We start from the raw sequence: 22005 nt of genomic DNA, 5'->3' as shown, positions 1-22005 counted from the left end.
ATGAAAATGGATTTATATGAAGGGGATCGATGAAAATCAATCAAACGTTGTTTCTTCATTCGGACTAAGATTTGTATATGGTGCAACGTTAGTTAGTATTTTATCAGCAATTATTGTTGGGGTAATGTTATAAAAATGAAAAGCAATGAGCGAGGGCTTATTGCTTTTTTGTATTCCAGAATATCAATGATAGAGATTTGAGGGAGAAATTAACATATGACTTATTGAAAAAATTATGTTGCATTTCATCTAGATAACGCTTACAATTTGTTTGTGGGTGGTATCAGTTTCATACTTTCAATCGAGTAGAGAAGGAAAGACCACTAATTATAAATTGCAATTTATGTAAACGCTTACTGATTTTATGTTACAGTTTGAAGTAAATAGTATGTTCGAGGTTCTTATTTTTTTATCAATAATGGTCAGACGTCATTCGTTGGACAACCAATAACTCATAGGAAGTGGAGGATTCACACATGAAAATAGTCATGTTTCTAGTCGGTTTACTTGCTGTATTTGTACTAGGTTTTCTTGTAAGTTCAGATCGGAAGAAAATTAAATATAAACCAATTGCAATTATGCTTGTTATTCAATTAGCATTGGCATACTTCTTATTAAATACAAAGATTGGGTATGTGTTAGTAAAAGGAATTTCAGATGGCTTTGGAGCTATTTTAAAATATGCGGAATCTGGTGTTAATTTTGTATTTGGTGGAATTGTAAATAAAGGAGAGTTTACGTTTTTCCTTTCAGTATTACTTCCAATTATTTTCCTAGCGGTGTTAATTGGGATACTACAACATATTAGAGTTTTACCAATCATTGTTAAAGCAGTTGGATTTTTATTAAGTAAAGTAAATGGTTTAGGAAAGCTTGAATCTTATAATGCAGTAGCAGCAGCAATTGTTGGTCAAGGGGAAGTATTTATTACAGTAAAAGATCAACTTAGCAAATTACCAAAAAATCGTTTATATACACTTTGTGCATCTTCTATGTCAACAGTATCAATGTCAATCGTCGGTTCTTACATGAAAATGCTTGATCCTAAGTATGTTGTAACAGCACTTGTTTTAAACTTATTTAGTGGATTTATTATCATTCATATTATCAATCCTTATGATGTAAGTGAAGAAGAAGATATTTTAGAATTGCAAGAAGATAAGAAGCAAACGTTCTTTGAAATGCTAGGCGAGTACATTATGCTTGGATTCTCTATTGCAGTTACAGTAGCAGCAATGTTAATTGGATTCGTAGCATTGATTACAGCAATTAACGGTGTATTTGATTCTATTTTCGGAATTACATTCCAGAGCATTTTAGGATACATTTTCTCACCATTAGCATTTATTATGGGTATTCCAGCATCAGAAATGTTGCAAGCAGGACAAATTATGGCAACAAAATTAGTAACAAACGAATTTGTTGCGATGATTGATTTAGGAAAAGTAGCTGGCGATTTATCAGCTCGTACAGTAGGTATTTTATCAATCTTCCTTGTATCCTTCGCAAACTTCGCATCTATCGGGATTATTGCAGGAGCAACGAAGAGTATCGATGACAAACAAGCAAACGTTGTATCTTCTTTCGGATTAAGACTTGTATATGGTGCAACGTTAGTAAGTATATTATCAGCGGTTATCGTTGGGGTTATGCTATAAGAATAAGAAAAGCAATGAGCGCGTGAGCTCATTGCTTTTTTATTTACTCAGCAGGAGGAGTAAACGTACGTTTTTCTAATTCCGCATCTAACATAAATAAAGCGTTAGAATCACTTGTGATGCGTTTTAATTTCTGGATGATACTATCGAATGAAGCTTCTTCTTCGACTTGTTCGTCAACGAACCATTTTAAGAATGTAATTGTAGCGTGTTCACGCTCATCCCAAGCGATATCAGATAAGTTGTAAATACGCTTTGTTACTTCACGCTCATGCTCAAGTGCGATCTCAAATGCGCTTAAAACAGATTCATATTCATTGTTAGGGTTTTCGAATCCAGTAATAATGGCGCGCTCTCCGCGGTCATTAATGTAATTGTAAAGTTTCATTGCGTGGAAACGCTCTTCTTCTGCTTGTACAAGGAAAAAGTTTGCAAATCCATCATAGCTTTCTGCTGTGCAGTAAGCAGCCATTGCCATGTAAACATGGGCAGAGTAAAATTCAAAATTCATTTGGTCGTTAAGCGCATCGTGTAATTTAGTAGATAACATAAATTCTCTCCTTTGTATGTTGTCGGAACCATTATATCACAATTGATAAATGTTCTCATTTACTTTCTTCAAAACGTTTAGACAGCTTCTCCACATGTGCTTCCATAATATCTTGTAAGTCTAAATCATATTTTTGAGAAAGAATAATGAGATTGGCAAGTACATCCCCAAGTTCTTCTTTTAATTCCATTTTTAATTCCTCTGTTTGCTTTGCTTGTTCATCTGGGCGATCACGTCCAATTTCGATGGCACGCACAACTCGTGAAACTTCTCCAATTTCTTCTGTTAAGAAATTTAAGCGAATAAAAGAGTTATACTGTGACCAGCTTCGTTTTTCGTAAAATTCCTCAACCCATCTTTGAAATTCGGCAATATCCATTTCTTTCTCATCCCCTCAATATGTTGTACAATATTCATTGTAACATGACAATATATGGTTTTGGGGTGTGGATATGAGAAAGGTTTGTGTGTTTGCGGGCTCGAATCTAGGAGAACGACCTGAATTTAAGGAACAAGCAATTAAGCTTGGGGAATTACTTGTGCAAAATAATTGTGAATTAGTATACGGTGGTTCATGTGTTGGTTTAATGGGTGAGATAGCTAATGAAGTGCTGCGTTTAGGCGGACGTGTAACAGGTGTTATGCCGCGTGGTTTATTCCGCGGAGAGATTGTTCATAAAGGGTTAACGGAACTTATTGAAGTGGAAACAATGCATGAGCGTAAAGCGAAAATGGGAGAACTTGCTGATGCTTTTATCGCTTTACCAGGTGGCTATGGAACATTTGAAGAGTTATTCGAGGTTGTATGTTGGTCACAAATTGGAATTCATGACAAGCCTGTTGGGATATTAAATATTAAAGATTTTTATAGTCCAATTCTGCAAATGGTCGATCGTGCTGCAGAAGAAGGATTTATGAATCCATCAAACAAAGGGTTAATTGTTTCAGCAACTACTGCTGAAGAGTTATTGGCGAACATGAAAAGTTATGAACGACCTGTAATGGGGAATAAGTGGAAACAGCTATCATAATCCAATAAGTAAGCAATCGAATGAAAAGCGCATGTTCCTTTTTCATAGAAAAGAACATGCGTATTTTTACGTGTTTAATTGGAAAAATACAGCGTATATAAAAAGAGGCATCCCTCTCGTTTTGGGATGCCTTTATATTTGTTTTTCGGATTAATTTAAGAATGCACGTAGCATCCAAGCGTGTTTCTCTAGTTCTGTGTAGATGCCAAGTAGTAAATCAGACGTCATTTCATCGTCAGCGCCTTGTGCGATTTCCATCCCTTTTTTCAATTCATCTAACATCATTCCGTAGTCTTTCATAATTGCTTCAACCATCCCTTCGGCAGTTTCTCCGTAAGCTGCTTCCTGAACAGAAGATAGTTCTAAGTATTCTTTCATTGTTGCGACTGGTTTACCACCAATTGCTAAAATACGTTCTGCGATTTCATCGATATGTCCAGCTGCTTCTGTATAAAATTGTTCGAATTTCTCATGAAGTGTAAAGAATTGAGGTCCTTTTACATACCAATGGAAGTTGTGTAGTTTTGTAAATAATACGTTCCAGTCTGCTACCTGTTTGTTTAATACTGTGATTACTTGTGTGTTCATATGATCAATCTCCTTTTGAGTTATTATGTTATATCGTTTACTAATTTATAATTATTATAATATAGTAAACGATATAAATCAAGCCTTTTTCAAACATTATTTTTTAATATTTCCTTAATTAGATATAATGTTACTCTGTCCGTAAAAGCCTGATTGATGAGGGCTAATCATCAGTGGGGATGAAGAAAAATCCCATTGATTAAAGTTTCACTTTATATTGCAATATGTGTTTATTTTTTCCTATATGGTGGCATATATATAGAAAAAGGGAATTTAGAAAGGAGAATGGAGGGCAATGGAACTCCAGTTTCAAAACGTATATCAGCAAGCTGGGAATTGGTACGTGCTGGACTCAGAATTTCCGTGGGATATTCAGCAGGTGAAAAAGGATGTATTTTCACTGATTGAGAGACGAGAAGTCCCAGTTATTTTTTGCGATACGTGTGATACAAATGACGTACTTGTAAAATTAGGAGAAGAGGAAGAAGAATTTTTATTTCCTTTGAACGGTTTTTATCATAAAGAAAAACAAGTAATTTTTGTTTGTATGTGGGAACGATATGAGCAAGTGCTCAAAACTTTACTACATGAATTTCGGCATTCGATGCAGCATGAGAATAACGTATTGTATGTGGAAAAAGAAGTGTATGAGGTACGGTGGATTGAGAAAGATGCTCGTGCATTCGCGGAGCGTAAAATGAATGAATATATGAGAAGGAATGTAAACTAAGGCATAGTGGTGCAAACATCACTATGACTTGGTTTGTAACTTACTAAAGTAAAGTAGTTGACATTTATAAAGTTTAGTTCTAAACTAATTGTATCAAACAAGCGAGGTGATGGAATGAAAGCAGAAGAAAGACTTGGATTATTATTATGGTTCCGTTTATCGCGCTTTTATAACAGAAGCGTTCGCGAGACAAATCAGCATTTGAAAAAATGGGGTTTATCTGCTGCACAATTTGATGTTTTAGCTCAAATCGGAGGACAAGATCGATTAACACAGCAGGAACTTGGAAAGAAGCTATTTGTTACAAAAGGGAATATTACGCAGCTCTTAAATAAGATGGAGCAGCTTGATTGGATTAGGCGAGAACAGGAAGGCACTACAAAATATCTTTCGTTAACAAAAAAGGGAAGAGCTTTATATGAAGAAGCTGTTCCGCCGCAAGAGACATTTCAAGCAGAACAATTTGGTAAGCTAGATCGCAATGAGCAAAAGCAATTATTAGAATTATTTCGAAAGTTACAATAAAAAAATTTAAAATAAATATCTCGAATTCGAGATAATATGAGGTGAAGGATATGTTTGAAAAAATTGATCATAAAAATATGGGAAGAGCAAATCACGGCTGGTTAAATACACATTTTCATTTTTCATTCGCGGATTATTACAATCCAGACAATATGAGATTTGGAGCGCTTCGTGTTATTAATGATGATTTAGTAGCCGCACAAACAGGATTTGATATGCATCCGCATCGCGATATGGAGATTATTTCTTACGTTGTAGATGGAGAATTAACACACCAAGATAGCATGGGAAATCGTGGTACAATTGAGCGTGGGCATGTTCAATATATGAGTGCAGGTACAGGTGTATTTCATAGTGAACACAATTTAGGAAATGAGACATTGCGTTTATTACAAATTTGGATTTTACCAGATCGTGCTGGGCATACACCAAATTACGGTGAGTTTAAATTTGATTGGAGCGAGCGTGAAAATACATGGTTCCATATGGTGTCTCCAGTTGATGGCGATGCACCAATTGCAATCCATCAAGATGCAAATTTATATTCTCTATCTTTAGAAGCAGGAAAAGAGATTAGCTTCCCTGTTAGTGAAGGACGCCAAGTTTATCTTGTGCAAATTGAAGGAAGTGGCGTTGTAAATGGTGAGACACTTGTGATGCGTGATGCAGCAGAAGTGGTCGAAGAAGATATTCACATTCAAGCGAAAGAGCAATCTCATTATTTAGCAATTGAAATGAAGAAACAATAATGAATGAAGAAGGGGGCATCTAACAGGATGCTCCCTTTTTGGATGGAATTGTAAGGAAACTATTTCTCAATATTTTTGGGCAGGTATCATTTTTGTTTTTCAGAAATGTATAAAAGTGTCAAAAATTTTTGGGGAATGGGGAGTGTTAGATTGAAAAAGCAAGTCGTTTCATCAGTATTGGCTTTATCTGTTATTATTGGGGGATTTGGTGCATTTGGGGCAACGAAAACACAAGCGGAAGAGCAACAAATTCAATATCACCAAGAATTTAAAACACCAGCTTACATAGGTGAGGAATGGAAAGCACCAGAAGGGTTAGATAAAAAAGAAACCGTATTTCAGTATTTAGAGAGTAAGAAAGACATGTTTAAACTAGCAGGAAATATAGAGAAACATTTCAACATTGTTGGGGAGGAAAAGGATGCTGAATCAGGTACAACACATGTGAAGTTAGTTGAAAAACATAATAATATTCCTGTGTATGGATCAGATCAAACAGTTGCGCTTGATAAAGATAATAATGTGAAAGCATTTTTCGGACAAGTTATCCCGAATTTAGAAGATAAAAATATTCCAACTGCAGCGAACATTACAAATGAACAAGCTGTAAATGTCGCAAAAGCTGATATTGAAAAACAAATTGGTAAAGTGAATAAATATGATGGTGTGAAAAAAGATTTGTATGTGTATGAAAAAGATGGGAAGTACTATCTTGCCTATCTTGTAAAAGCATCGATTTCAAAACCAGCACCAGGATATTGGCATTATTTTGTTGATGCAACAAATGGAAATGTCATTGAGAAATATAATGCCATTGATCAAATTACTGGATTTGGTTATGGTGTGCTAGGAAACAAACAATCATTTGAGATTGCTCAAGATGAGAAAACAGGAGCGTTCAATTTATTTGATGGCAAACGTGGGAAAGGTGTTCATACGTTTAACGCAGATAATATGGACGAGAATATATTTAATCTTTTATCACAATGGCTTGGATACACAGGTGATGAAGTAGAAAGTAAATCAAAGTTCTTTGAAGATAAAGCTGCTGTTGATGCGCATGTGAACGCAGGAAAAGTATATGACTATTATAAAAAGACATTTAACCGTAATTCTTTCGATAATCAAGGCGCGAAGTTAATTTCTTCTGTTCACGTAGGTGAAGGGTGGAATAACGCAGCATGGAATGGTGTGCAAATGATGTATGGTGATGGAGATGGAACAACATTTATTCCATTATCTGCAGGATTAGATGTTATTGGGCATGAGTTAACACATGCTGTAACAGAGCATACGGCGAACCTTGTATACCAAAATGAGTCAGGTGCATTAAATGAATCAGTATCCGATATTATGGGTGTAATGGTTGAGAAAAAAAGCTGGGATCTAGGTGCTGATATTTACACACCTGGTATCGAAGGAGATGCCCTTCGTTCTCTGAAAGATCCAGCATCTATTCCGAATCCATTAAAGCCTGGAGAAGGTTATCCAGATCATTACAGTAAACGCTACACAGGACCATATGATAATGGCGGCGTTCATATTAACAGTAGTATCAATAACAAGGCGGCATATTTAGTGTCTGAAGGTGGCGAGCATTACGGTGTGAAAGTTGCTGGTGTTGGTCGCGAAGCAACAGAAAAAATTTACTATCATGCGCTTACAAAATATTTAACTGCAAACTCCAACTTTAAAATGATGCGCCAAGCTGCAATTCAATCTGCAGAAGATTTATATGGTAAAAACTCTAAAGCGGTACAAGCTGTAACGAAAGCTTATGATGCAGTAGGAGTAAAATAATAGAAATGGAAAAGACCTGACTCGATTGTCAGGTCTTTTTTCTGCATTTAATCACGGATACCTAGAGCGATTTTCGCCATACGTGACATGCGCTCTTTTGACCAAGGTGGATTCCAAACTACATTCACTTCTATTTCATTGATTTCTGGTACATTTGTTGATAGTATTTTTTTAACATCTGAAACGATTTGTCCAGCCATTGGGCAACCGATAGAAGTCATTGTCATTGTAATGACAGCATTGTTATTCTCATCTGCTGTAACGTCATATACTAATCCGAGATTGATAATATCAACCCCTAGTTCAGGATCAATAACAGCTTCTAAATTGGCATATAATTTCTCTTCGAATTCTTGTGACATGCACAACACCCCTAATATGAATGATATCCATTCTCATTATAAAGGAAATAAGATAAAGATGCAGTGAAATAGCTCACAGTGTTTTTGGAGGAACTTTCTTATACTGATGATAAGTATAAGGAAGGAGAGATTTTAAAGATGGACTATAATGAAAATCCTTTTATTGTGATATGGGAAGTTACACGTGCTTGTGAATTGAAATATTTGCATTGCCGGGCTGAAGCACAGTATAGGAGAGACCCGAGGGAATTAAATATTGATGAAGGAAAGAATTTGATTGATGAAATATATGAAATGAATGAACCGATGCTAGTCTTTTCAGGTGGAGATCCCCTAATGAGAGAAGATATTTATGAGCTGGCAGATTATGCAATTCAAAAAGGGTTACGTGTTTCGATGACACCTAGTGCGACTCCGAATGTAACGAAAGAAGCCATTTTAAAAGCAAAAGAGGTGGGACTTGCACGCTGGGCCTTTAGTATTGATGGTGCTACAGCTGAGACACATGATCGTTTTCGGGGGACAGAAGGGTCTTTTCAGCTTACGATGGAAGCCATTCAGTATTTAAATGAGTTACAAATTCCTGTGCAAGTAAATACAACAATCTCTAAATATAATATTCATGAAGTGGAGAAAATGGCAGCGCTTGTTGAGAAACTAGGCGGCGTACTATGGAGTGTCTTTTTTCTTGTTCCAACTGGCAGAGGTAACATTGCTGATATGATTTCACCAGTAGAACATGAACTTGTATTTCGGAAGTTATATGAAATAGGTAAAATAGCATCGTTTGATATAAAGACAACAGCAGCCCAGCACTATCGCCGCGTTGTTATGCAGCAAAAAAACAGAGAGAGCAAAAGAGATGATGCAATTCGGTATGAATATGCGCTGCAAAATGGTTTAACTGGAAAAATAGACGGTTTAGGCAGGGCACCAAAAGGTGTGAATGATGGAAATGGATTTGTATTCATTTCACATATTGGAGATGTATATCCAAGTGGATTATTACCAGTAAGAGCAGGGAATGTGAGAGAAAATCGTTTGCGAGATATTTATCGTGATTCTCCCATCTTTCAAGCATTACGTAATCCAGATAATTATAAGGGGAAGTGCGGAAAGTGTGAGTACCGTTATATATGTGGAGGCTCTCGTGCAAGAACATATGCAGTGACAGGAGATTATTTAGAAAGTGAACCGTATTGTGTGTATATACCGAAAACCTTAAGGAAATACATGATAAAAAAATACAAGCATTCTTTTTACAAAGAAATGCTTGTATAAGAGAACTACTCTGTTTTAAAACGAGATACGAGTGTATCTAATTCTTCTACTGTTTGTTTCATTTGTTTTGCTGTAGAAGCCATTTCATTCATAACGATAACTTTTTTCTCAGCTGATTGAGCAGTCTGAGCTGTTTCAGACGATACTTCATTAGCGATGGCAGTAATATTATTGAGAGAAGCGTTCATTTCTTCAGCACTTGCAGCCATTTCTTCAGCAGTCGCGGAGATTTCTTGTATTTGCGTGGAGACTTGGTTCACCTGTCCTACAATGGTTGTAAAGGAAGTACCAGCTTCACGAATTACATGAATTCCTTCAGATGATTCAGCTTGTCCTTGAGACATCATGGAGTTTGCTGTTTCCGTATCGTTCTGAATTTGATGTAGCAGTTGGTTAATATCTGTTGCAGCAGTTTTGGATTGTTCTGCAAGTTTGCGAACTTCATCCGCTACAACCGCAAATCCTTTTCCTTGTTCACCAGCGCGAGCAGCTTCAATGGAAGCATTTAAAGCAAGTAAGTTTGTTTGTTCAGCAATATTAGAGATTGACTGTACTGCCATATCAATCTGCTTTGTATGGGTGATTAGACGTTCGACCACTTGTGATGTGGCATTGACTGCTTCATGGATTGTTGTCATTTGTGTAATAGATTTTTGAATGACTGCACTGCCGTCATTCGCATATTCAGAAGTAGCGACGGCTAGCTCTGCGACAGATGAAGCAGATTCAGCAATACGTTGAACACTAATAGCCATATCATCCATTGCCGTTGAGCTTTCTTCCATGCTGGAAGTTTGTGATTGAATGCTCGTTTCTAAATGAGACATTGTATTTTGAACTTGTATTGTTGCCTCTCGTGATGTACTTGTTTTTTCTAACATATTTTCAGAAGCATGTTGTACTTCAATAGATGTTTTTTGAACCTGACTAATAATATGTTGTAAGTTTTCTAACATTTTATTAAAGGAAGTTGCGATTTCGCCAATTTCATCATTGCTGTTTACGTGTAAACGGCCTGTTAAATCACCGCCTTGAGATGCCAATTCTTTTAGTTTTGTATCAATCTGTTGAATTGGTTTAACAAGTTTACCAGAGAACCACCATGCAAGAATAATAGCAGCAATACTACAGATCACAAGGGATAAGAAAACAATAGATTCAATTATTAAGGATGTTTGGTCAATTTGTTGAATAGATTGGTCACGTATTTTCGCCTGTTCATTGCTATAGTTTGTGAAATCACCAATTACTTTATAGACAGTGCCATTTTCTGTTGAAGCAAGTTGTACCGCTTCTTCCCATTTTTGGTCTTTTGTAAGAGGAACGACTTTATCGTCAATAAATTGCCTCCAAGTGGAGCCTGACTGCATTGTATCTTTTACTTGCTGAGAGATATGAGAGTTAGAAAGAAGTTTATCTTTCGTATCTTCTAGACGTTTGCTCATTTCATGAAATTTATCTAGTTCTGCTTGATCATGCTGTAATAAATATCCTCTTAGAGCAGAAAGTTGTACTTGATAAGCATCCCCGCGTTCTGCAAATTCTGTTGCTAGAGGAGAGATATCGCTTTGTAATGTTTCGGCTTTATGTGATTGATCAATAGCAAAAAATAAAATAAAAGCTAATGCAATGCCAAATAAAGCACAAGTTGTTATCATCATGAACATCAGTTTTTTACGAATACTGATAAAACTCATATGATAAAACCTCCTTTTAAAAATTATTTTATTAAGATTACCTTATATATAAAACCAAAAGAAAGCCCTACTCCTTTTTATTTTGGAATAAAGCTTTTTTCTTCCACTAGGAATTATAGCAGACAGTTGCGTATAGAGGAAGGTATAATATGTCCTTTGTAAGCACATATTTATGTCTTTTTAATATGCGGAAGATAATAGAAAAAGAGAGGCTGTTAAAGAGCCTCTCTTTTGAAGATGATTTGAATTATGAAATTGTTTTAAAATGAGAAACAAGTGCTTCTAGGTCTTGAGCGGTAGCTTTCATTTCTGATGATTTTGTTGCGACTTCTTTCATAACGTTTGCTTGTGTGCCGGCTGAATGTGATGTTTGAGCTGTTTCAGCTGCAACCTCATTTGAAATAGAAGCGATGCTATTTAAGGATGCATTCATTTCTTCAGCACTTGCAGCCATTTCTTCAGCAGTCGCAGACATTTCTTGCATTTGCGTAGAAACTTCATTAATGTGGTTAACGATTGCTGTAAAAGAAGAGCCAGCGGTACGAATAACTGTGATTCCTTGGGATGCTTCTGACTGTCCTTGTGTCATCATGTTATTGGCTGCTTGTGTGTCATCTTGGATTTGACGAAGCAAATGATTAATATCTGTTGCGGCTGTTTTAGATTGTTCGGCAAGCTTGCGAACTTCATCTGCTACAACTGCAAATCCTTTTCCTTGCTCACCAGCACGGGCAGCTTCAATGGATGCATTTAAAGCTAATAAATTTGTTTGTTCCGCAATATTAGAAATAGATTGCACAGCTGTATCGATATGCTTTGTATGTGTAATGAGACGTTCGACCACTTTGGATGTAGCATTGACTGCATCATGTATTGTATTCATTTGTGAAATTGATTTTTCAATCACTTTTCCGCCATCATCAGCTTTTTCGGAAGTTGTCACGGCTAGTTGTGCAACAGAAGAAGCGGATTCTGCGATACGTTGCACACTTGTGGACATATCATCCATTGCTGTTGAACTTTCCTCGATACTGGACACTTGTGAGCGAATATTATGGTCAAGTGTTTGCATTGTAGCTTGAATTTGTGATGCAGCATCCATAGAATCGGTTGTTGTTGTAAACATACTGACAGATGCCTCTTTCACATTTGTAGATGTTTGTTGAACTTGCTGAATAATATGTTGCAAATTACCGAGCATTTGATTAAAGGAATGTGCAATATCACCAAGTTCATCTTTACTGTTTACATCTAATCTTGCAGTTAAGTCGCCCTCCTTAGAAGCTAATTCTTTTAATTTGGAATCGATTTGGTGGATTGGCTTAACGAGTTTACCAGAGAACCACCATGCTAGTAGAATGGCGAGGATTGTACATATAATAAGTGAAAAAACAATTACATATTGAATGAATTTTGTTGAGTTATGAATGCTCTCAATTAATTGGTTTTGTTTTTCTCTTTCATCATTTGCATATTTTGTAAATCGATTTAAAAGATCATTGACAACATCAGTTTGCTCCATTGCAATTTTTGATGCTTCCTCCCATTTACCTTCACGTGCAAGTGGAAGCACTTCATTATCTATTACACTACGCCATTTTCCTCCCATTAAGATAGCTTCTCTCATCCCTTCTGGAATGCTTTTATCACTCGTTACTTCTTTACGTGTATCGGCTAATTTTTTTCCTTCGCTATTAAATTTCTCTAATCCTTTTTGGTCATGTGATAGTAAGTATTCTTGTAAACCAGCAACTTGTGCTTGAAACCAATCACCACGGTCTTTTAAAATAGCTGCTCTTCGTGAAACATCATGTTCTAGGGTGTCTGCTTCACGTGCTTGGGTCGTAGCAAATGTAAGAATAATAATTAGTGCAATACTAAATAATGAACAAATACCTAAGAGCATGAAGAGTAGCTTTTTTCGAATTCCAACATATTTCATAATTATCCCCCACCTTTAAAACTGTTTATTATGATTTTAGCATATAAGGAACAAGATTAAAGATTTTCTTATTGTAAAGTTGTTAATCTGTTCAATAGAAGTATAGCAGATAATGGAAGAAGAATATTTTATGTGCATGAATGTTCAGAAAATGTCTACATTTGGCCGAGAAAAATTTTTAGATAAAATATGAAATACGATTGTATTTTTAGAAAACATCATGTATACTTCTAATTAGTTGATAACGATTATCAATATCAACAAAAAACGTTACTCTTCGTTATGTTGGTCATACCCCTTTTGACTACGTAAGTCAGAGAAAAATGTTGAAATACCTTGTGTCCTATTCTACAGAATTATGGTAATCTCCAACCTCAACTTATATGCGTTAAGCATGTGAAAAAGGATCCTATCCGTAAAGGGATCCTTTTTTGCATGATTCCGCTAACCGAAATGGGCAGCAATAAGTAATCAAATAGCAAAAGAGCCGCAATGATAGGCCTAAATCATCATAATAACCCAAAACTAGATATTTAAATATAAAAGTAAAAATAAAAAGCTGCCTCCAAAAGGTCGTTATTCAACGACCTTTTGGGACAGCTTCTTTCATTTACTCTGCTTCCGCAAGTTTTCCGTATTGACGCTTATGCATCCAAGTTAATGTTCCAATTGTTCCAAGTGATAACAGAACAATGAAAATCATTAAAATGCCTGCATTTTGCCACATAAAGCTGAAATCTCCGCTTGAAATAACCGCTTTATATCCTGATACAGAATATGTCATCGGGAACCATGCGTTAAAGACTTGCAGTGGTTTCGGAATTAACTCAAGAGGGAATGTACCCGCACTTGTTGTTAACTGTAAAATCAATGTCAAGATCGCAATGAAGCGTCCTGCATCGCTGAAAGTGGTTACTAAGAATTGAACTAACGTAATAAATGATAAACTTGTAATAATACTAAATAATACGAAGTATGGAATACTTTGTACTTCAACACCTAACCAGAACAGTAATACTGCATCCGCAACAAGTGCTTGAATCACACCAACTGCAAAAAGTACACCAAACTTACTAATAAACCAACTAAATCCTGATTTTGGTATACCAACTGTTTCGCGTAATGGGAACACGATAGATAATAACAGTGCCCCAACGAATAAACCAAGAGATAGGAAGTACGGTGTAAAGCCTGTTCCGTAGTTTGGAACTTCTGCCGTTTTCTCAGTGTTCACTTTCACTGGATTAGCGAACATTTCATATTTCTTCTCGTCACCTTTTGTTTCACTTGTTTTCTCAGCGCCTTCGCCAAGTTTTGTTGCAAGTTCTTTTGAACCGTCATTGGCTTCACCTAGTCCATTCGTTACTTGACCTGAACCGTCTTGTAAACGAGCTAAACCGCTTTGGAAATCTCCTTTTGGATCTACGAATTGACCTAGTCCGCCTGAAATTTTTTGCGATCCATCAAATAAAGCATTTACTCCGTTTGCGAGTGGGCCAGCATTGCTTGCAAGTTCGTTTAAACCGCCTGTCATTTTTCCGGAGCCATTTTCTAACTGACCTAAGCCACCTGCTAACTCGTTTGCTCCTGTAGATAATTGACCTAAGCCACCTGCTAATTTATTTGCTCCAGTATACAACTGACCTAAGCCTGCTGTCGCTTGATTAGAGAGTTGACCTAAACCACCATTTATAGCACTTGCACCAGTCGCTGCTTCTTTTAATTTTTCACCAAAAGTTTGGGAGTTTGCTACAAATGATTGTTGCCCTTCTGCTAATTTATTTGTACCGTTTACAAGCAGTTGCTGCCCATCTTTCAATGCACCGACACCAGCTTGTAATGAAACTTGGCCGTCGTGAACAGCTTTTGCTCCACCGGCAACTTGCTGGGCTCCTTCTTGAATTTTTCCAGCACCTTCTTTTCCAGCAAGTCCTTGTGCACCTTGTGCAACCTCTGATGTACCTGCGGCTACTTTTTGACTCATTGCAATGAGTTGTTGTAGTTGTTGCTTATCTTCTTCAGGTAAGTCTTTCAATTTTCCATTTAGCGCCGCTAAGCCATCAGCAACAGCTTTTGCTCCATCTGCTGTTGTATTTGCACCAGTACTTAGCTTATCAGCTTGTTCTTTCCATTGCGATACACCTTGAGCTAGATCATTTGCTCCATTGCTTACTTTTTCAGACCATTTTGTTAGCTCTGGTAACTTACTTTGCATATCTGTTACACCGGCTAATGATTTTTTTAAGCCCGCATTTGTATCTTGAATACCTTTTTGTATGTCTGTTGCTCCAGCAGCTAATTTTTCTTGACCACCTTGAAGTTGACCAAGACCATTCGCTAACTGATTAGAACCTTTAGAAAGCGTATTGAGGCCTGTTTGAAATTCTCCTTTTGGATTTACAAATTGACCTAAACCTCCCGCAATTTGCTGAGAACCAGTAACTGTTTCTCCTAAACCTCCTGCAATTTGCTGAGAACCAGTAACTGATTTTCCTAAACCATCTGTGATTTGTTGTGAACCGTTTAATAACTGATTCACTCCACCTGGCATTGCGCTTACTTTACTATTCAACTCACCTAAGCCATTCGTAATTTGATTAGAACCAGTTGCTAATTGGTTCAATCCATTATTCGTTTTCTTAGATAATTCACCTAAACCATCTGTGATTTGCTGTGAGCCATCTTTTAATTGATTCGTTCCATCATGAAGCTTACCAGCTCCCTCACTTGCATCAGCAAAACCTTTAGAAACATCTTTTAATGAATCAAACATTGTCTCAGCGTACGTTTTCGTTACCGAATTTGATACTTCACTTTTGATTTTTTCAATAGCTGATCCGCCAATTTGTGAAGATAAGAAGTTTAAGCTCTCATTTGGAATGTACTCTAGTTTTGATTTTTTAGGGTTTGCATCCAACAGTGTTGTTGTATTTTCAGAGAAGTCTTTTGGAATGCGGATCGTCATGTAGTATTTACGATCGTCCATCCCTTTTTTTGCTGTTTTCTCGCTGACAAACTCCCATTTGAAGCTTTTATTTTCTTTCAAATTATCAACAAGTTCCTTACCGGCTTCAATCGGTTTTCCATTATACACTACACCTTTGTCAAGGTTTACAACTGCAACTGGTAAATCATCTAATTGGCTATATGGATCCCAAAACGCCCATAAGAACATACCAGCGTACAATACTGGAATAAATAAGACTGCAATAATTGGAACTAAGATTTTCTTGCTTCTGATAATCGTAGCAAACTCTTTTCCAAGCAGTTTCAATCCACGCATCGTTTGTCCCTCCCTCTAAAATATTGACCGATTTGTTCAATTGGTCATTTTTGTAAAAAAAAGAAGAAAATAACTACCAATTCATCCTCTCGTATGTGTTGTTATCTTCTTACAATTTCCTATTTGTTAAATTATGACCGTAACGTTCAATCAGTCATAATTTATAATAATAAGAGGATTATCTCATTTTGACAATCCCTTTAATAAATATAATTCAAAAAGTTCAGCGATATGCTCTTTTTCTAACGGTTCATGATGTTTTTCCCAATCAAAAATGAGTGATACATATAAACGAAGCATAATAAATGCTGTAATTTCTGGATCACATTCTGCAATCTCACCTTTTGCAATTGCAACTTCAAGGCGAGATTTAATAAACGTAATAATTGTCAAATCCAATTGTCTCATCACATCTTGTACTTCTTTTGTTCCCATATCTCGTTCTTCTTGAATGAGCTTAATCATGAGTTGATGATCTTTACGGAATTCTAAAATACGATATAAAGCACGGTGTACGTTTTCAAAAAATGGTACATTTGAATCAATTGCCATTTCTGCTACTTGCTTCATTTCTGCAATTAGATTGGAAATGATTTCACCAAACAGCTCTTCCTTATTTCTGAAAAACGTATAAATTGTCCCTTTTCCAACGTTGGCAAGCTTTGCAACTTGGTCCATTGTTGTTGCTTTATAACCAAATGCAGAAAAAGACTTTGTTGCCGCTTCAATAATTGCTCGTTTTCGATCAATTGCCACGTTTTCACCTCCAAAAAATGACTGAATGAATATAATGGTCAAATAGTACGTTTATGATATTACTATAGATTCCCAATGTTTTCAAGTTTTATTTTTACAATCTTACATCTTTAATCCGTGACAAATGAAATTTATTGCTTCTTATTGTATCAAACGAACATAAAAATAAACAAATGCACCCGTCTGTATAATGGTAGGTGCATTTTATTTTCTTCGTATGAGGCTTTTTTTTAAGTTGTAGCGATTAATGTGTATAGCCCCGGAATGCGTTCTTCTATTCCTTCTGGTGCAGAAGAAGGGAAGACCCATCTTTGATGGGAACCGCGTTCTTCAATAAGTTTTTCAATACGGAGATTTGTCTGCGCGATTTCTGTAATGATTTCTCCTAATGTCCAGCGGCGAATTTTCGTTTTTGGTAATGATTCTTGCTGCGCTTCATCAAGTAGCATGCTGTAGGCAACATCATTTTCAATCAGTTCTTCATAAAAATAATCACCGTTTGCTTGAAACGAGGGATGATCTATTGCTAATAATTTTGTATAAACAGGATGATAATCACGAAGTATAAAAATACCACCGTCAGATAATAATTGTGAGATACATGTAAAGAGCGGCTTCAAATCTAAAAAATAATGGAGTACACCTAGCTCTAACAAAACAACATCGAATGTTTTAGAAGGAGTAATTTCTAATACATCTGAAACGATGTATTCAATAGAAACCCCAGCAGCATTTGCTAGTTCATTTGCATACTTTGCGTTGCTTTCAGAAATATCTACAACGGTTACGTTAGCGCCTAGTAGGGCGAATGCGACAGCTTTATTTCCCTTTGAGCCGAGTAAATTGATAATCCGTTTTCCGTGGAGATTCTGTATGTAAGGTAAGTAGTAGGCTACTTCCTGGGCAGAATCTTGCATGAGTTTTTTTGCATATTCTTTTGGCGTACCGTGCCGATTGATCCAGGCTTCATAGGCGGCTGCACTCCAACTTTTTTTATTTACGGTACTTAATTGTTGTTGATCCAATGAAATCACTCCCTTTTCTGAACATATAAATATTCGTAAGGAAGATTATAATTCCTTTTTTCTTTGGAGAAAAAGCACTCCCGCGTCATATCGTTTCCAATGAGTATTCAACAATTGAAAAACGAAAATTATCAACAAGTAAAAAGTGGGCAGTATGGGTACCAGGTATATTAGAAAGATATGATCCTGATTCCATTCGTTATTTTTTAACAGTGAATGCACCAGAAAATCGTGATACAGACTTTTCTTGGTGTGAATTTATTTATAGTCAGTGAATTGTTAGGAGCATATGGGAACTTTGTGAATCGCACATTGAAGTTCATTGAGAAATATTATGATGGTATCGTGCCAAAAGGAACGATAAAGAAAGGATTAGAGAAAAAGGTAGAAGAGTTATATAGCAGTGTAGGAGCTGCTATTGAGCAAGCTCATTTTAAAGTAGCATTAGAAACAATCTTTGAAGCAGTGCGTTTTGTAAATAAATATTTTGATGAAAAGCAGCTGTGGAAATAAAGAGAAGAAGCCCCTGATTTATGTGAAGAAACAATCTATAATTGTGTGTATCTTATTGCGAATTTTATATAGGGCAAATTGAAATAGAAGTTGCAAAGTTATGTGGGACACAGAAGTGAAAAGAGCACATCATGTGCTCTTTTTTAGATGCTTTGGTTGATTGAACGTGTTTTCTCTTTTCTTGCAGTAAGAAGTTGCGGCGCAAAAATTCCCAGTAATATACAAGCGATACCAAACCACTGCATCATTGATACAGCTTCATGAACAAGTGTAATGGAAGCGATAATCGCTGTTGGTAGTTCAGCTGCACCTAAGATTGTTCCTAGTCCTGTTCCTACTTTTGGTACACCAATTGAGAAGCAAATGACCGGCACAACAACGCCGAAGAGCCCTAGAAAGAAAGCGTATTTCCATAATCCAGCTTGCAAGGCACCATCAGTTAAGAATGTTGGTGGGAAGAATAAGCAGACAATAAGTGTAGCGCTTGTTGTCATGAGAAAGCTTTTTATATAGGGCGGTACATTTGTCGCAACGCGTCCGCTTGCAAAGACATAAAAGGAAAAAGAAACAGCAGCTAGTAATCCAAAGATAATGCCTTTTGCTGAAAAATTTTGTCCAAGCCCTTCAAAGACACCGCCAGCAAATAATGTTCCCGTAAATAAAATAATAATAGATATGATTTTTTCGCGGCTTGGGAATGTTTTATTTGCGATTGCTTCAATGACTACCCCAATCCATGTGAATTGAAAAAGTAGAACAACGGCAATGGAAGCAGGTAATTCCTCCACAGAAATGGCATAGAAAATACCAGTCATACTCATTGTTGTTCCGACAGCTAATAAGGAGAATGCTTGCTTTTTGGGCACTGTATGCCGTGAAAAGAAAAGAACGAGCAGTAACAAGCCGATCCATCCAAATACATATTGCCCTCCTAATAGCTGGTGTGAAGAAAATCCATTCATAAAGCCGAGTTTGAAAATAGTAGAAAGCACGCCGTAGCTACAGGCTCCAAATAAAACTAATAATGAAAACTTACATTTCTCCATAAAAATCCCCCTTTGCAAATAAAAAACGCCCGCTGTCCAACTAAGGACAACGGGCGAACGAAACAGAGTCAGATCTCTACAAAATTCCGCCACTCATCAAGGAATATGAGTTTGGGTATGAAATTCTATTTCCTATTGTATTTCGAAGCGTAAGAAGAGTCAAATCTCCTTTACATTGCTTTTGGGAAAACGATAGAACATTTTACGCCTTGGGGCGTGTTTTGAATCCCATAAGGAAACTGATGCTTATCTAATATTTGTTTTACAATATATAAACCTAGACCACTTCCTTGTACTAAACCATGTTTTCCAGGATTTGCACGATAGAAAGGTTCAAATAAATGAGCTAATTTTTCTTCGTCAATTTGTGTGCCTGTATTTAACACTTCTAATGCATAACTATTTGGTTTCTCATATAGCTTTATGTATACATGCTGATGATCAATTGTATAGTGAACTGCATTTGAAATAATGTTAAAAATAGCTGTTTGAATAAACTTATGATCAGCTAAAATTTGTACATCTTGCTTAATATTAGATTGAATCTTTAACTGCTTCACATTTACGAAATAATCTACTTTCTTCATAACATCCTCAATAATGGTTGACAAAGGAATAATTTCTAAATGTGGTGTGAATTGAGGGTTTTGTATTTTGGATAATTCTGACATTTTTTCTGTTAAAATGTTAATATCTTGCATCATCTCATAGGAGCGCTTTAAATATTTATCCCGATCTTTATAGGCGCCTATCCCATGAATCATTCCATCTAATTGCCCCATGACGGCTGCGATTGGTGTTTTTAATTCATGAGATAACATAGACACAAATTCTTTGCGAGATTTCTCTAATTCTTGTTCTTTTTTCAATTCACTTCTTAAATCCTTGTTTGTTTCATGTAAGTTTTTTACAGTATGTTGTGCTTGCAAAGCTATAGTCTGTAAATCATAATCTTCTTTTTGCGTACTCGTTTTTACCTGTGGTTTATCTGAAAAATCAAGGTTCATAATTTCTTTTAACGCTTCACTCATATATTGAAACGGTTTGGCAATTAATTTTGTATAAATTAAAGAACCGAGCAGTGAGATAGTTAACATTGTAATTACGATACGCGGAGCAAGCTGTTTTAATGCATCTGTGAGATTGGTATCATCACTTGATTTGTTTTTTGCATCTGTTACATCAGAAGCAACATTTTTATCGGATTGCTTTTCTAGTTGTGTAAGTGATTCGTTTTTGTTTTGTTTATCAGAAGGGCTCTGCGTATGTGCATTTTCTTTTGCTTTTGCCTTTTGGTTATTTTGTAAAATATGACTGAGTGCTGTATAGAGAGTTTGAACATCTATACTAGAAGGCGGAAGCTGGGGGGAGTTTCCCGAAAATGCTTTATTTTGTTCACTTTTACTTTCTGCATTCTTTGAATTGGATGGTGCATTTTCTGTTTTTTGCACTTCTCCAGCATTTATAGAATGACCTTGCTGTTTTTTATCATAATTTGATAATAGAAAATACATAATTTGATAAAGGCAAAGTGATAAAAGGATACAAAATAACATAGTTTTAATAAAAATATTTTTGGTGATGTTCTCTTTTTTACGAGTCGATTTTGTAGCCAATGCCTTTCACCGTTTTAATATAAGGAATACCTAACTTTTTCCTTATATTTTTAATATGTGTATCTATTACTCTCACATCACCATAATGTTCGTAGCCCCATACTTTATTTAACAAATCACTTCTTGATAATACGTTCCCTCGATTTTGTAGCAACGTATATATGATTTCAAATTCTTTTGTTGTTAGTTCAATTTGATTACCATGAACATAGGCAGCATACGCTGTCGAATTTAACATGAGTTCATGGAATTGTAGTATATTCGTATTTTCAACCTCTGTTGAAGTTGTTCTTCTTAACACAGCTTCAACCCGTTTGATGAAAACGGCATAGTGAAAAGGTTTTGTAATGTAATCATCAATTCCTAGTTCAAAACCTTTAATTTCGTTTTCTTCATTATGTAAGCCTGTTAACATAATGATTGGTACATTAGACTGTCCTCTTATAATTTTACAAATACTATATCCATCTATATCTGGTAACATAACGTCAAGGAGGAGAAGATCATATGAATTCTTTTGAAAGAGAAGAATCCCCTCTGTGCCAGCACCTACAACATCAACTTTAAAATTTTGTGCGGTCAAAAATTCCCGTATTAGTTCTTGTATATCTGGATTGTCTTCAATTACTAGTATATGCGTCATAGTAACACCTCCTAAATAACGCTTTTTACTGCAATATTCAAATTCATCACTTTTAATATGCTTATATCGCTAAACATGTAAGAAGCCCCTGCCATTAAATTGTAATGAAAGTAGCAAGGGGAATGGTACGTTAGAACAAAAAAGATTCAACTCGCAAATCATAATAGTTCTATTATAGTATGTAAAGTGAAATTTATAAAATATTATAAC

19 protein-coding genes and 1 pseudogene are annotated in these 22005 nt (G+C 36.0%); 8 read left to right on the top strand and 12 right to left on the bottom strand.

Features of this window, described 5'->3' with window-relative positions; genetic code table 11:
- Window positions 1-476: 476 nt before the first annotated feature.
- Window positions 477-1658, top strand: a complete 1182-nt coding sequence (locus tag V7183_RS11080; RefSeq protein ID WP_097899357.1) for a NupC/NupG family nucleoside CNT transporter — start codon at window positions 477-479, stop codon at window positions 1656-1658.
- 43 nt (window positions 1659-1701) lie between these two features.
- Here the strand turns inward: V7183_RS11080 and V7183_RS11075 are convergent, their stop codons facing one another.
- Both V7183_RS11075 and V7183_RS11070 read right to left on the bottom strand, forming a co-directional pair.
- The gene (locus V7183_RS11075; RefSeq protein ID WP_016112449.1) at window positions 1702-2208 is read right to left on the bottom strand and encodes a ferritin; all 507 of its coding nucleotides are present in this window, start codon (window positions 2206-2208) and stop codon (window positions 1702-1704) included.
- A 55-nt stretch (window positions 2209-2263) separates the two neighbouring features.
- Window positions 2264-2587: a MazG nucleotide pyrophosphohydrolase domain-containing protein gene (locus tag V7183_RS11070; protein WP_335359542.1), complete on the bottom strand. Its 324-nt coding sequence runs from the start codon at window positions 2585-2587 to the stop codon at window positions 2264-2266.
- 73 nt (window positions 2588-2660) lie between these two features.
- On the opposite strand from V7183_RS11070, the gene V7183_RS11065 reads away from it, so the two are divergent.
- Window positions 2661-3239: a TIGR00730 family Rossman fold protein gene (locus V7183_RS11065; RefSeq protein WP_335359541.1), complete on the top strand. Its 579-nt coding sequence runs from the start codon at window positions 2661-2663 to the stop codon at window positions 3237-3239.
- A 150-nt stretch (window positions 3240-3389) separates the two neighbouring features.
- Here the strand turns inward: V7183_RS11065 and V7183_RS11060 are convergent, their stop codons facing one another.
- Entirely contained in the window at window positions 3390-3827 is a 438-nt protein-coding gene (locus V7183_RS11060; RefSeq protein WP_335359540.1) for a Dps family protein, read from the bottom strand.
- 295 nt (window positions 3828-4122) lie between these two features.
- On the opposite strand from V7183_RS11060, the gene V7183_RS11055 reads away from it, so the two are divergent.
- The 4 genes from V7183_RS11055 to V7183_RS11040 all read left to right on the top strand — a co-directional run bounded on the left by V7183_RS11055 (window position 4123) and on the right by V7183_RS11040 (window position 7631).
- Window positions 4123-4557, top strand: coding sequence for a DUF3920 family protein (locus tag V7183_RS11055; RefSeq protein ID WP_097899416.1), 435 nt, complete (start codon window positions 4123-4125; stop codon window positions 4555-4557).
- Window positions 4558-4671: 114 nt separating this feature from the next.
- Window positions 4672-5082, top strand: coding sequence for a MarR family winged helix-turn-helix transcriptional regulator (locus V7183_RS11050; RefSeq protein WP_335359539.1), 411 nt, complete (start codon window positions 4672-4674; stop codon window positions 5080-5082).
- A gap of 50 nt (window positions 5083-5132) precedes the next feature.
- On the top strand, window positions 5133-5831 hold the full coding sequence (locus V7183_RS11045; RefSeq protein WP_335359538.1) for a pirin family protein: 699 nt from the start codon (window positions 5133-5135) through the stop codon (window positions 5829-5831).
- A 150-nt stretch (window positions 5832-5981) separates the two neighbouring features.
- Window positions 5982-7631, top strand: coding sequence for a M4 family metallopeptidase (locus V7183_RS11040; RefSeq protein ID WP_335359537.1), 1650 nt, complete (start codon window positions 5982-5984; stop codon window positions 7629-7631).
- Between the two features lie 47 nt (window positions 7632-7678).
- On the opposite strand, the gene V7183_RS11035 is transcribed toward V7183_RS11040, so the two are convergent.
- Window positions 7679-7993 (bottom strand): metal-sulfur cluster assembly factor, encoded by a 315-nt coding sequence (locus V7183_RS11035; RefSeq protein WP_335359536.1) that lies wholly within the window; start codon window positions 7991-7993, stop codon window positions 7679-7681.
- 138 nt (window positions 7994-8131) lie between these two features.
- Here V7183_RS11035 and V7183_RS11030 point away from each other — a divergent pair, with 138 nt between their 5' ends.
- A complete protein-coding gene (locus V7183_RS11030) occupies window positions 8132-9274 on the top strand; it encodes a TIGR04053 family radical SAM/SPASM domain-containing protein (RefSeq protein ID WP_335359535.1) in 1143 nt (380 codons plus the stop codon).
- Window positions 9275-9279: 5 nt separating this feature from the next.
- On the opposite strand, the gene V7183_RS11025 is transcribed toward V7183_RS11030, so the two are convergent.
- The 5 genes from V7183_RS11025 to V7183_RS11005 all read right to left on the bottom strand — a co-directional run bounded on the left by V7183_RS11025 (window position 9280) and on the right by V7183_RS11005 (window position 17977).
- Window positions 9280-10971: a methyl-accepting chemotaxis protein gene (locus V7183_RS11025; protein WP_335359534.1), complete on the bottom strand. Its 1692-nt coding sequence runs from the start codon at window positions 10969-10971 to the stop codon at window positions 9280-9282.
- Between the two features lie 247 nt (window positions 10972-11218).
- Entirely contained in the window at window positions 11219-12913 is a 1695-nt protein-coding gene (locus V7183_RS11020) for a methyl-accepting chemotaxis protein (RefSeq protein WP_335359533.1), read from the bottom strand.
- A 610-nt stretch (window positions 12914-13523) separates the two neighbouring features.
- Entirely contained in the window at window positions 13524-16196 is a 2673-nt protein-coding gene (locus V7183_RS11015; protein WP_335359532.1) for a YhgE/Pip domain-containing protein, read from the bottom strand.
- Between the two features lie 183 nt (window positions 16197-16379).
- Complete coding sequence (locus V7183_RS11010; protein ID WP_335359531.1) at window positions 16380-16952, bottom strand: TetR/AcrR family transcriptional regulator; 573 nt, start codon at window positions 16950-16952, stop codon at window positions 16380-16382.
- Window positions 16953-17182: 230 nt separating this feature from the next.
- A complete protein-coding gene (locus V7183_RS11005; protein ID WP_335359530.1) occupies window positions 17183-17977 on the bottom strand; it encodes a class I SAM-dependent methyltransferase in 795 nt (264 codons plus the stop codon).
- A 65-nt stretch (window positions 17978-18042) separates the two neighbouring features.
- Between V7183_RS11005 and V7183_RS11000 the strand changes: the two are divergent.
- A pseudogene (locus V7183_RS11000) lies at window positions 18043-18556 on the top strand (class I tRNA ligase family protein); the annotation flags it as partial.
- Window positions 18557-18633: 77 nt separating this feature from the next.
- Here V7183_RS11000 and V7183_RS10995 read toward each other — a convergent pair.
- From V7183_RS10995 to V7183_RS10985, 3 genes are all read right to left on the bottom strand, one after another.
- A complete protein-coding gene (locus tag V7183_RS10995; RefSeq protein WP_335359529.1) occupies window positions 18634-19536 on the bottom strand; it encodes an EamA family transporter in 903 nt (300 codons plus the stop codon).
- A 170-nt stretch (window positions 19537-19706) separates the two neighbouring features.
- Entirely contained in the window at window positions 19707-21152 is a 1446-nt protein-coding gene (locus tag V7183_RS10990; protein WP_335359528.1) for a sensor histidine kinase, read from the bottom strand.
- The gene (locus V7183_RS10985; RefSeq protein WP_335359527.1) at window positions 21130-21795 is read right to left on the bottom strand and encodes a response regulator transcription factor; all 666 of its coding nucleotides are present in this window, start codon (window positions 21793-21795) and stop codon (window positions 21130-21132) included. The genes V7183_RS10990 and V7183_RS10985 overlap by 23 nt, the downstream gene beginning before the upstream one ends.
- Between the last annotated feature and the right edge of the window lie 210 nt (window positions 21796-22005).

The organism is Bacillus sp. JJ1127 (genome assembly GCF_036965845.1).
Taxonomy (GTDB): domain Bacteria; phylum Bacillota; class Bacilli; order Bacillales; family Bacillaceae_G; genus Bacillus_A.
This window is presented reverse-complemented; position numbering and strand designations above follow the sequence as displayed.